The following is a 12,500-nucleotide window of genomic DNA, read 5'->3' as shown; positions in this document are numbered from 1 at the left end:
TTCATCGTGGTCCCGACCCCTACATCGGACATGATTAAGGTTTCTTCAAAGTCGTCCCAGAGGTTATCGTTTATCTCTTTTCTGATAGAAAGCATCTCATCGAGCTTACCGATGAGGCCGGCCTGGGTTCTGGAAAGCCCGGCCCTGAGCCTGGAAAAAAGCCCCTCTCTGGTCTCTTCTATCTCCTCTTCTAGTTCTTCCATAGTCTCCACGTTGAGTTCTTCATCCTCTTTTGCCCTTATTTCTTCCTCGGTTATATCAGGCTCTTCTATTCCCGCCATTTCCTCGAGTTCTACTTCTTTCGATACGGCCTCCTCGACCAGTTCCTCGTTTATGTCCTCCTCTGCCTTCGGTTCCTGGATGTCTAATATTTGTTCTTCCGGGCCGGTGATCAATTGGGAAGATGTTCCTTGGATATTAGAAGAGTGCTCTAATAGTTTATCGCCGGATTTATCCTGTGTTTTTCCTCTCGAAAGCAAAAGTATTATCGACGTAATCAGGAGTAATCCGGCTATAGACCCGGCCAGGAAGATAAGCTCAGGGTTGGCTTCATAAATATTGCTTAGACTAGAGATAATCGATTCCATTATTTCTTCTGCCTCCATTTTTATCCAATTAAGTATAACAAAAAAGCGTAGATCATGCTCAAAGCGACCGTGGTTTTGTGATTATTTGATTGCATATATCAGAAGATGGTAAAGGTTAGCGTGGCGTTAAATCAGGGTTTACGACTAGAGATTTTTTCATGTCCCATCTTATAAGACTTTATAACGTCCAGAATCGGTTGTCAATGTTTTAAGCTTGATTCAGAACCTGTTGAGAATGGGGCATATACCGGTTTTTAAAAGGAGTGGCCGAAATTTCATAATTTAAACTGGTTAGAAAACAAAACATTGTCTCAGTTAAGATTTAAGTTACAGATGCAACATTTCAATATTAAGATAAATTTTATTTAAGCTTGCTTACCCGATTTTTTCTGATATATAATACGTCTTAGATGGAAAAAGGCTTTGTTCATTTACATCTTCACTCCCAGTATTCCCTCCTAGACGGCGCGATAAAATTCGACGAACTATTCACCCAGGCCAGGGAGTACGGCATGTCTGCGGTGGCCCTGACCGACCATGGAAATCTATTCGGCGCCTACGAGTTTTACAAAGAGGCTAAAAAGGCCGGAATAAAGCCGATAATCGGGTGCGAGGTTTATGTCTCCCCCGGGTCGAGACAGGACAAGTCTCCCGAGGAAAAGAACCATCATCTGATCGTCCTTTCCAAGAATGAGGAAGGGTATAAGAATCTGTCCCAGCTTGTCACTAAAGCCTATTTTGAGGGTTTCTATCGCCGGCCTAGAATTGACCATGAGCTCCTGGATAAACATCGGGAAGGACTGATCGTGCTGAGCGGTTGTCTCAACAGTGAATTCTGTAAATACATCCTGGCCAACGACCTGCAAGGGGCAGTACGCACGGCGGCAAGATATAAAGAGATTTTCGGCGACGGCTACTACCTGGAGATCCAGGCAAACCGGATTTCGGAGCAGGAGATTGTCAACCAAAAAGTAAAAGATATAGGGAAGAAGCTGGGCATCCCGGTTGTAGCTACGAACGATTGCCATTACCTTAGACGCGGGGACTCAAAACCACACGAAATACTCCTATGCATACAAACCGGAACGACGGTGAAGGATGAAAAGAGGTTTAAATTCAGCGGAGACGAATATTTTCTAAAATCCCGGGAGGAAATGCTGGAATGCCTCCGGGGTTGTGAAGAAGAGATAGAACGCACGGTTGAGGTAGCGGAGAGATGTAGTTTTGAGTTCAAGACAAACGGCTATAAGCTCCCGGTCATCGATGTAGAGGGGAAAAAATCACTGGACGAGTACATGGCCGATCTTGCCCGGCAAGGACTAGAGGAGAGGTTAATTGAATCGGGGATCCCGCCGGATAAAGCGGGCTCGTACAGAGAAAGGCTTGAGAGTGAGATAGAGACTATAAAGAATATGGGATTTTCCGGTTACTTTCTGGTGGTCTCCGATTTTATCAATCATGCCAAGTCCCATGGAATCCCGGTGGGTCCGGGCAGGGGCAGCGCTGCCGGTAGTCTCGTTGCTTACGCGCTCGGGATTACGGAGATTGACCCCATTCCCTATAACCTCATTTTCGAGAGGTTTTTAAACCCGGAGCGGGTGAGCATGCCGGATATCGACGTTGACTTCTGTGCGGAGAGAAGGGATGAGGTTATAAAATATGTCACTGAAAGATACGGAGCGGACAAGGTTGCCCAGATAGGGACTTTCGGGACGATGTCTGCTAAAGCGGTGGTGAAGGATGTGGGCAGGGTCCTGGGAATTGCCTATGCCGAGGTAGACCGGGTCACCAAGCTCATTCCCACCTTTAGGGGTAAGGTGTTCAGCATCGAAGAATCCATTTCCCAGATCCCCCAGCTCAGAGAGCTGGTGCAGAGGTCGCCCGGCATTAAAGAGCTTATCGAGATAGCCCGTCCCCTGGAGGACATGGTGAGACACTCGTCTACCCATGCCGCCGGGATCGTCATCTCCAATGAGCCGCTGGCAGAGTATATTCCTTTATACAAAGGCTCCCGGGATGAAATCGTCACTCAATTCGACATGAACTCCATAGAGAGTCTCGGTTTTGTGAAGTTCGATTTTCTGGGACTGAAAACACTAACGGTCATCGACAAAACGATTAAATTCATCAAGGAAAACCACAGGGTAAAAGCCTCCGGGTTTAACATAAAAGCAATTCCTCTCGACGACCCAGAGGTGTACAAGCTTCTGTCCAGCGGGCGTACTCGGGGAGTTTTCCAGATTGAATCTGCCGGAATGAAGGAGCTTCTAGTGAGGCTTCAACCATCCAATTTTGAGGATATAATCGCCGTTCTTGCCCTTTACCGCCCGGGCCCGCTGGACAGCGGAATGGTGGATGAGTTCATAAAGAGAAAACACGGACAGAGGAGGATTAACTACCCTCTTTCCGAGCTTAAGGAAATCTTGAAAGACACCTACGGGCTCTTTGTTTATCAGGAACAGATCATGAAAACGGCAAGTGTGCTCGCGGACTATAGCCTGGGAGAGGCGGACCTTCTGAGACGAGCTATGGGGAAGAAAAAGCCGGACGAAATGAAGGCGCAGAGGGAGAGGTTTTTAGAAGGAGCAAAGAAAAAGGGGATAAGTCTTAAGAAGGCGGAGGAAATCTTTGATGCCATGGAGAAATTCGCCGAGTATTCGTTCAATAAAAGCCACAGCGCTGCCTATGCGCTGATAACTTACCAAACCGCCTATCTTAAGACTCACTATCCGGCAGAGTTCATGGCCGCGCTCCTCTCCGTGGAATCAGGCAATAGTGATAAAGTCATAGCCAGCATAGCCGAGTGTAAGGAGATGGGGATCGAGGTACTTCCCCCGGACGTTAACGAGAGTATGGCCGGATTCACCGCTTCTGGAGGCAAGATCAGGTTCGGCCTCTCCGCAATCAAGAACATCGGCGAAGGTTCGGTTGATTCGGTGATAAAGGCTAGAGAGGACGGAAAGTTCAAATCCATATTCGATTTTTGCGAGAGGGTAGATGCCAAAAAGATTAATAGAAGGACGCTGGAAAGCCTGATAAAAAGCGGGGCCTTCGATTCGCTCGGGGCCAACCGGGCCCAACTAAGCGAGGCTATCGACAGCCTTATCAACTACACCTCGGCCGTTCAGAAAAGCGCCCCGGAGGGTCAAAAGTTCCTTTTTACGCTCAATGACTCCATCTCACCACCTAAGCTCCCTGATTTGCCGGAGTGGGACGAAAAAGAGTTATTAAAAAACGAGATGGAGGTTCTAGGCTTTTACGTCACCGGTCATCCAATGGCAAAGTACTTGGGAGAGATAAGGAAGTATACCAACACCGACACCGAGGAACTTTCCGAGGTCAAGGATAGGCGAGAGGTCTCGGTTGCCGGAGTGGTTCGCTCGCTTACCGTTAAACATACCAAAAGCGGTTCCGGTATCTTTGGCAATCTGGTCCTCGAGGATATGAAGGGCTCGGTCGAGGTTATAGTTTTTAACGACCTTCTCCGAAAGTCATTGCCCATATTGGAGGAAAAAGCGGAGCCGGTGATCGTGAAAGGGACCGTGGAGTCATCTGAAGAAAGGGTGAAGATTAGAGCAAAGGACATATTCTCTCTTAGGGAAGTCAGAAACGGTTCCACCGTACATATTAGCCTAAAAAGGGAAGATGCCACCAGGGAAAACCTACTCAAATTAAAAGGTGTTTTTGAAACCCATCCCGGTGAATCCTTGATACACCTTCACGTGGAGACCAGTAGTGGTGAAGCGGTGGTTGAGGTCGGTGAATACAAGGTTAATGTTCATGATAGATTTCTTGACGATATCGAAAGGCTTTTCGGGAGCGGGGTTTTAAGGCTCGGCTGAATAGGACAGTAATCTCAGCCCGGAGAATCAAGGAGAACAATAGTCTTATTCCTGGAATTTTTTCTGGATAGTTTCTACCTGGTCTAGTTTATCGAAGAACACGTCGACGATGTGGGAGTCGAAATGAGCCCCTCGACCCTCCCTGAGCATATCGTAGGCCTTCTCATTTGGTAGAGCTTTTCGGTAAGGCCGCTCGCTGGTCACCGCGTCGAAAACATCGGCAACGGCACAGATTCTCCCCCAGAGCGGTATGTCTTCTCCGGCCAGTCCGTTGGGATAGCCGGTTCCATCCCACTTCTCATGGTGGGAAATAGCCATCACCTTTCCCGCCTTCAGTATTTCCGATATAGACCCATCGAGGATGCGCGCGCCGATGATGGTATGCTGCTTCATCATCTCCCATTCTTCGGGGGTGAGCTTGTCCGGTTTTAGCAGAATTGCATCGGGAATCCCGATTTTCCCGACGTCGTGCATTTTGCTGGCGTGGAGTATCAGCTCTACTTCATCCGGGGGTAGGTGCAAGCCCTGGGCTAAGAGGGCGGAGTAGTGACTCATGCGGTGAATATGATTGGCCGTGTTTTCGTCTTTGTATTCCGCCGCCACTGCCAGACAGCGAACCGTATCTAGGTGTGCTTCGTAAGTAGCCCGATGTGCTTTAGCTAGGCTCTCTAAGGATTGGCGGAGCGTAGCGGTACGCTTTTCTACTGTCCGCTCCAGCTCTTCTTGTTGCTGTTTCATGAAGTCTTGCGCCTCTTTCACTTTGAGCAGAGAGGTCATGCGTACTTTAAGCTCGGTGACGTCGACGGGTTTTGTGATGAAGTCGTTGGCGCCGGCCTCGACGGCACGAAGTCGGTCGGTTTTGCTGGTCAATGCGGTAACCATTAGAATAGGGATATTCCCATAATCGGAGTCCTTCCGGATACTTCGTGCCACGGTAAAACCATCCATTCCGGGCATGTTTACGTCCAGGAGAATCAGGTCAATGTCCAGCTTGAACTTGGCCAATGCTTCAAAACCGTCTTCGGCTATTTCTGCCTCGTGCCCGAAGGATTCCAGTAACGTCCTCAACAATTCCCTGTTCGCCTCTTCGTCGTCCACGATGAGAATACGCTTCGGCATCTATTTCTCCTTTTTAGTTTCATCATTCTTTACAAAATTATACTTTATCTGTCATAACTGCATACTTTTTTCGGCGAAGCTACCGGAGAACTTCAATTCTTATAGTTTAGTACCGCGCGTAGGGTTTTGAGAAGTGCGTTTGCCGTGAATGGCTTCGGTAAAAAGGCGTTTGGTAGATTGACACCATTTGTTCGGGTGGGCTTTTCGTTCCCTTTTATTCCGCTAACTAGTATGATTTTTAGGCTCGGGTCAATCCTTCGTAGAGCTCTTATGGTTGCTGAACCATCCATTATCGGCATCATCATGTCTACTATGACCGCCTCTATTTCTTCCTTCTTTTGCACGTAAAGTGCAATGCCCTCCGCTCCATCATTTGCCGTTATTACCCTATATCCATACTTCTCTAATGTAATTCTGGTAATATCACGAACTGACGGTTCGTCATCGATCACTAGTATCAATTCCCCCTGTCCCATGGGTGGTTCTTGGGGCTGTTTATCTACCAATTTTTTGGTCTCGGTTGTCTCGATCGCCGGCAGATAAACTTTAAAGTTTGTTCCTTTTCCTACCTCACTATAAACGTTTATGAATCCACCGTGGCTTTTGACAATGGCGTAGGCAGTAGAAAGTCCTAGCCCAGTGCCTTCTTCGAGTTTCTTGGTGGTAAAAAAAGGCTCAAAGACTCTATCGATTATCGCAGGCGGTATGCCGGTTCCTGTATCGGAGATGGTTATAACTATGTAAGGGCCGGGTTTAGCTTCGATATTCATCTGGGCATAGTATTCATCCAGGAAAAGATTCTCGGCAAAAATAGTCAGCGTGCCCCCGTGAGGCATAGCATCACGGGCATTCAAGGAGAGGTTCATTAGTACTTGATGGAGTTGTGTTGGGTCACCAGATACAGTCCATAGCTCTTTGGGTGTATCGGTACGTATTCGGATAGATTTGGGAAAGGTATCTTTAAGAATCCTCTCCAGTTCGGAAATAATGTGTCTTACCTGAAGAACTGTATGCTCGCCTTCCATTCCTCTGGCAAAGGAAAGAACCTGCCTTACCAGGTCCGCTGCACGTTGGGTGCTTGTCTCGAGTGTGTTGAGTAGGTTCTGGCTTTTTTCGTCTGTAAATTTTTGTTTTAGCAATTGCAATGCCATCAAAATTGGTGAGAGCATATTGTTCAAGTCGTGTGCTATACCCCCGGCAAGGGTACCGATGCTTTCCAGCCTCTGTGCACGGAGAAACTGCGTTTCTATCTTCTTCTTTTCCGTAATATCGGTACTGACAACAAATATTGACTTTGGATTTCCTTCTTCATCATGCACGAGAGTCCAGCGGCTTTGAACGATGATTTCTCCACCGTCTTTATTTATCTCGCGCAATTCCCCCTGCCACTCTCCTTTTTCTTTCACAATCCTGAGAGCTTCTTCGAATGCCGTAGTGTCTTCTTTGAATAGTAGGTCGGTTACCTTTTTTCCCAGGATCTCCTCTGACCTCCAGCCGTAGATCCGCTCGGCACCTTTACTCCAGAATAGGATAAGGTGTTCCATATCCCGGACCGTAATAGCGTCCGTGGCTATATCGAGCAAAGCGGCCTGTTCTCTGATTCGTTCCTCTGCTCTTTTATGGTCGGTAATGTCTATGGCAATTCCTCCCACCACTACCGGGTCTTCATTCTTATCTAATATTGGGAATTTGCTCGTAAGCCAGTAACGAGGCCCATCCTCGTGTGGAAAGGTTTCGATTACTTGTAAAGCTTTTCTATTCTCGATGACGATCCGGTCATTTTTTCTGAATTGCCTGGCTACAGCCGGCGGCCACAAGTCGTCATCCGTATTTCCAAGCCATTCCCTCGGTTCCTTGCGTAAAATTTTTGCCAGTGCTTCGTTGGCGTAAATATAATGTCCTCGTGCATCCTTCATGAATGCCACTCCCGGGAGATTCTTCATGAATAAAGCGAAACGCTTTTCGCTTTCTCTCAGTGCCTCTACCTTTTGCGCATTACCAATAGCAGCCCCAATTTGCTGCCCTATAATTTCAAGTAAAGCTAAATCATCATCATCAAATGCATACTTTTCTAAGGCACTTATGTTTATACACCCTACTACTTTGCCCTCAGAGCGTATGGGCATAGACACATAGCTCTTTGTCCCTACCTCCCTTCCAGCAGGGCCAATAAATGTATCCTCGTCTACGTCCGGACAATAGATAGGCTTTCCTTCCAAAATTGTCTTCCAGGTAAAACCTTTTGGGTAGGGTATTCTTCTTACACGATCAATAAACCAATCAGGGTAACCCCGGTGAGCTTTTAAAACGGCTTCCCCTTCTACCAAGTAAATCGCATAATGCCTTACTCCTTCTATGTTCTGACTCATGGTTTCAACTGCGTTTTCCAGAATATCCTGGAGGTTGAGTGATTGATGTATACTACGTGTCACTATGCTGACGATAGTTTCGTAACGCTTCTTTTTTGATAGATGGGATAGGCTTTTCCGGAGTGCCTCTTCACTTTGTTTTATCTCTGAAAACATCTTTGCTTTGGCTATGGCTATAGCGAGTTGATTGCCGATAGCGGTAAGTAGTTTTATCTGCTTCTGGTCGAAACGGCGTTCTTTATAGCTGAAAAACCAGATTACCCCTATTGTCTTTTCCTCTAAAATTATGGGTATTCCCAGGATACCGTGATGCCCCAGGTCTCTGCCCGCTTGTCCTATCTCCGGGTCTTTTTGAGCGTCCTCCACATTTAGCATCTCACCGCTGTTGATCACCTTCCAGGTTATTCCTTTTGGGTAGGGGATCCTTTCCGCTCTCCGAATATAATCTGGAGGAAGGTTCCTATGGGCCTCCAGCACCGCCTCTTGCCTTTCTTCATTTACCAGATAAATTGCCACCATGTCGACGTTTTCCAGCTCGATAACCGAGTCTAGGGCCAGCTTGTATATTTCTTTCAAGTCGGTAGACTGGTGTACAGCCTGAGTAAGGCTAATTAGCAACTCCAGGTCTTTATTTTGTTGTCCTAGTTCCTGGTCAGGTCTCATAGCCTATTTTTTAAAATGTTATAGAGACACGATAAGGGGTTAAAAACATGGTAATTTGGTGATAGCCAAAGGATGAGCTTTCAGAAATCAATGTTGTTTGAAATGGTTCAATGCCTCCATTCTTATTTATTCCAGGGAATCGGATGAGTATTAATCCTTTAATCGAATTCCATACCATAAGCTACTTCTTGGAGGTATCGGTGCTCACAAAGAGCGTAAGAATTATTTTAGAATTATTTGAGGATTAAAAAATACCTCTTTAGTACTATTTAAGTAATACTTTTTGGCTATTTTGGACTTACGAATTTTCTACGCCTATACTCTTAAGGTTTTTGTGGGTATTTCCTTTACCCAGAATCATAGGTGAGTAGTGAGGGGGAATATTGCACACTTCTCAGGATTTATAAGTAAACGGGCTGGCTGGTATGTTTTTTTAGTTACACTTGGCATTTATTCTGGCCGCTCACCTGAGGTTTCAATCACCTCTCGTAGTCTCTCCGGAAACCTGGTTATGACAAACACCTCCTGAATTGAGGAGCCGCTTCTGGCAATTAACTTAGCGCCGCTCACCGTGCTGTACTTGTATTTTACGACCAGGTTCTCTCCGGTGGCGCTGCCCACCTTTATTTCTCCGGGTATGATGCCTTCGACGAAGTCGAGTGATGAGATCTTTCCCTCGAGAAAGTCCTTCAATCCCTTTATCATGCTATGCTGGCGCTTTATTTTATGCTTACGGTGTCTCACGATGTAACTCTTGGTATTCAGTCAGTATGCAAAGAATTTAACAAACATCGGTCTGCGCTTCAAACTTTGAAAGATGGTCATACATGGCGACGGGAATATGTAGCAATATATCCTTGGTGAAGCGTGCGCTTCTATTCGAATGAAGTTACTAAGGAAGTCAATGGAATATTATTGTCTAGTCGATGATTAGAAATGGCTCAATACGAATTGGTAGAGTAGGGTAGTGTGATTACTATCTTGCCCATTTTATAGTACAGCCGATGGCATGTGTTTCCGGGTTCTTTATTTCTTTTTCTTCGAGCAAAGCCAGGATTGCGTCCCTAAGATAGCGTTCTCTTACCTTACCGGGTTCTCTCCAGTTGTCGTCGATCTTGCCGGTGTAGCGTAGATTCCTTCTTTCATCGAAGACGAATATCTGAGGGGTGTGACTGGCTCCGTAAGCATGGGCTATCTTTTGAGATTGGTCTCTTAAGTAGAGAAAGTTAAATCCTTTCTTCTTTGCCCTTTTTACCATATTGTCGAAGCTGTCCTCCGGGTAGTTTCTATCGTCATTCGAATTTATTGCTATAAAAATAACACCTTTTTCCTTAAATTCCTCCTGTAGTGAAATAATTCTATCCTCATAAGCCTGTACGTAGGGGCAGTGATTGCAGCTAAATATAACCACTACGACTTTTTTATCCTTAAAATCGGCTAGGGAATGATCGTTTCCGTCGACACCGGGAAGGTTAAAATCCGGGGCAACATCGCCAATCTTTAGTTCCTGTCCCATGATACCTCCTGAAGTTAAGCTATCGATAAGCACAAAGTCTCACTAATAAATTGATGCTGGGTACAAGATACACGATGCACGAAAAAACATATTTATCATGCATCTTGTATCATGATTAATACTGTGCCGAATCAAGCCTTTCTCAGTCCGAGAAAGCTTGCCAGGATCTTCTTATTACCGTGGTTGGAAAATGAAATTACCATTTTAGTGTCGTTGCCTATACCTTCTATCTTTTTTACTATGCCTTGTCCGAACGAGGGGTGTATAACTCTTTCTCCTATCCTATAACCATTATTGTGAATTCCGTTGCCGTTTCCATCCAGGTTCAAACTTACACCGGCCTTTGTAGAGGCAAGGGTGTGATAAGAGTCGTAACTTTCATCGGTCTGCCTCATTTGGTAGCTTTCCCAGTGGAGGAGTTTTCTGGGAATCTCCAATATGAATCTCGATGGGATTGATCTTTGTTCTAGCCCAAACAGCCTTCTTTTAGAGGTGCTGGTGAGATATATCTTCTCCATTGCCCGGGTAATCCCCACGTAACAGAGTCGCCTTTCCTCTTCGATAAGTTTACCGTTTCCCTGTGATTTTGCGTGAGGAAAGAGGTTCTCTTCCATTCCTATGATGAATACCACCGGGAATTCGAGCCCCTTAGCGCAGTGTAACGTCATAAAGGTGACTTGGTCTGCTTTCTCGCTTACCTGGTCGACGTCGCTGGCTAGGGTAACCCAGTCCAGAAAATCGTGTATGCTTTTATGCTTCTCCTCATTCTCAAATTCTGTTGCCAGATTCAAAATCTCTCCGACGTTTTTTTTCTTTTCATCTTCTTTGTTCAGGATCTCTAAGTATTTTGTTTTCTCTAAGATTATCTGGAGGAGTTTTCCTATGCTTTGCTTTCTAGAGATTTTTACTAGCTCGCCGATGAGCTTATAAAACTTATCCAGGTTTTGTGATGCCTTCTTGGGAAGAAGCTCTTCTCTGATAGCCAATTCAAGCGCTTCGAACAATGAAATTTGCCTTTCCTTGGATATATTATCCAGAATTTCTAGGGTACTTTTTCCTATGCCTCGAGGGGGCACGTTTATTATACGTCTCAAGCTTAACTCGTCAGAGGGATTAGAAATTACTCTAAGATAGGCCATAATGTCTTTTACTTCAGTCCTTTCGTAAAACCCGACTCCTCCTACGATGGTGTAGGGAATTCCTCTATGTAGTAGCTCTTCTTCTAACAGACGGGATTGGCTATTTGTCCTGTAGAAAACGGCAAAATCTCTATAAGAACGTCCATGACTGTCTATTTGCATTTGTATCTGAGAGGCAACATATTTGGCCTCGTCTTTTTCATCACGAGCTTCGTAGTAGGTAATAAGCTCCCCTTCTTGATTTTCCGTCCAGAGCCTTTTGTCGCTCCTGTACCTGTTTCTCAAAATTACTGCATTTGCTGCCCTCAATATGTTCTTGGTAGACCGGTAGTTCTTCTCCAGTTTTATTACCTTGGCGTCGGGAAAATCCTTCTCGAAGTGAAGTATGTTTCCTATATCTGCGCCGCGCCAGCCGTATATGGACTGATTATCGTCCCCCACTACGAAGATATTTCGGTATTTGCCGGACAGTAATTTGACTATTTTATACTGCAGATGATTCGTATCTTGATATTCGTCGACCAATATGTGATGGAACTGTTTCTGGTATCTTTCCAGCACATCCGGTCTTTTTTCAAACAGAGTAACCGTAAAATCGAGCAGGTCCCCGAAGTCGAGCGAGTTTAATCTCCTGAGCTCTCTTTCGTATATTTGGTAAATTCTTGAGACTCTCTCGTCGTATATATTTGCCCCAAAATCGCCGGGATGAAGACCTCTATTCTTGGCGCAGTCTATTTGCGAGCGAACTGACCGGGGGTCAAGAACTCGGTCGCTAAAACCTAGTTGGTTCATGCACTCCCTTATCAGTTTAATCTGGTCGACCTCGTCGTAGATTATGAAATCTCTTCTACGACCTTCCAGCTTGTCGATTTCCCTCTTTAATATCCTCAAGCAGACGGAATGAAACGTTCCTATCCACAGTTCCCGGGCGTCGCGTGCTACCAGGCGATGCACCCTCTCCTTCATTTCATTTGCTGCTTTATTGGTGAAGGTAACGGCGAGAATGTTGAAGGGGGCAGTTTCCTTTTCTTTTATCAGAAAAGCTATCCTCTGAGTGATGATTCTGGTCTTGCCGGAGCCGGCGCCAGCAAGAACCAGCACAGGTCCACCTGGATGGGTAACCGCCTCTGCTTGGGATGAGTTAAGCTCATCCAAAAGATTAGATTGCATAACAGCCTCCGTTGTGAGGAAAATACATTAAATAAAGGCCTGAAATGGCGAGAAATAGTAAGGCAAACCTTATTTATTCTCTTTCCATCAGCACC

At 45.7% G+C, this 12,500-nt stretch carries 7 protein-coding genes; 1 reads left to right on the top strand and 6 read right to left on the bottom strand.

What is annotated here, in order from left to right; genetic code table 11:
* A partial coding sequence (locus VNN20_07740; GenBank protein HWP92072.1) for a signal recognition particle receptor subunit alpha occupies positions 1-587 on the bottom strand: 587 nt, incomplete at its 3' end.
* 410 nt (positions 588-997) lie between these two features.
* On the opposite strand from VNN20_07740, the gene dnaE reads away from it, so the two are divergent.
* Entirely contained in the window at positions 998-4,429 is a 3,432-nt protein-coding gene (gene dnaE / locus VNN20_07735; GenBank protein ID HWP92071.1) for a DNA polymerase III subunit alpha, read from the top strand.
* Between the two features lie 45 nt (positions 4,430-4,474).
* Here the strand turns inward: dnaE and VNN20_07730 are convergent, their stop codons facing one another.
* The 5 genes from VNN20_07730 to VNN20_07710 all read right to left on the bottom strand — a co-directional run bounded on the left by VNN20_07730 (position 4,475) and on the right by VNN20_07710 (position 12,405).
* On the bottom strand, positions 4,475-5,548 hold the full coding sequence (locus tag VNN20_07730; GenBank protein HWP92070.1) for an HD domain-containing phosphohydrolase: 1,074 nt from the start codon (positions 5,546-5,548) through the stop codon (positions 4,475-4,477).
* A 92-nt stretch (positions 5,549-5,640) separates the two neighbouring features.
* Positions 5,641-8,580 carry a GAF domain-containing protein gene (locus VNN20_07725; GenBank protein ID HWP92069.1) on the bottom strand — a complete coding sequence of 980 codons (2,940 nt, stop codon included), beginning with the start codon at positions 8,578-8,580 and terminating at the stop codon, positions 5,641-5,643.
* A 450-nt stretch (positions 8,581-9,030) separates the two neighbouring features.
* On the bottom strand, positions 9,031-9,324 hold the full coding sequence (locus VNN20_07720) for a DUF2103 domain-containing protein (protein ID HWP92068.1): 294 nt from the start codon (positions 9,322-9,324) through the stop codon (positions 9,031-9,033).
* A gap of 232 nt (positions 9,325-9,556) precedes the next feature.
* The gene (locus tag VNN20_07715) at positions 9,557-10,096 is read right to left on the bottom strand and encodes a thioredoxin family protein (protein ID HWP92067.1); all 540 of its coding nucleotides are present in this window, start codon (positions 10,094-10,096) and stop codon (positions 9,557-9,559) included.
* A 131-nt stretch (positions 10,097-10,227) separates the two neighbouring features.
* On the bottom strand, positions 10,228-12,405 hold the full coding sequence (locus VNN20_07710) for a UvrD-helicase domain-containing protein (GenBank protein HWP92066.1): 2,178 nt from the start codon (positions 12,403-12,405) through the stop codon (positions 10,228-10,230).
* Positions 12,406-12,500: the final 95 nt, after the last annotated feature.

This window comes from Thermodesulfobacteriota bacterium (genome assembly GCA_035559815.1).
Taxonomy (GTDB): Bacteria; Desulfobacterota_D; UBA1144; order Nemesobacterales; family CSP1-2; genus DATMAT01.
The sequence above is the reverse complement of the archived record's forward strand: the minus strand, read 5'-3'. Positions and strand labels throughout refer to the sequence as shown.

Coding starts and splice junctions, on each gene's coding strand:
- VNN20_07710 (HWP92066.1), bottom strand. CDS start 12,405: ATGCAATCTAATCTTTTGGATGAGCTTAACTCATCCCAAGCAGAGGCG.
- VNN20_07725 (HWP92069.1), bottom strand. CDS start 8,580: ATGAGACCTGACCAGGAACTAGGACAACAAAATAAAGACCTGGAGTTG.
- VNN20_07715 (HWP92067.1), bottom strand. CDS start 10,096: ATGGGACAGGAACTAAAGATTGGCGATGTTGCCCCGGATTTTAACCTT.
- VNN20_07730 (HWP92070.1), bottom strand. CDS start 5,548: ATGCCGAAGCGTATTCTCATCGTGGACGACGAAGAGGCGAACAGGGAA.
- dnaE (HWP92071.1), top strand. CDS start 998: ATGGAAAAAGGCTTTGTTCATTTACATCTTCACTCCCAGTATTCCCTC.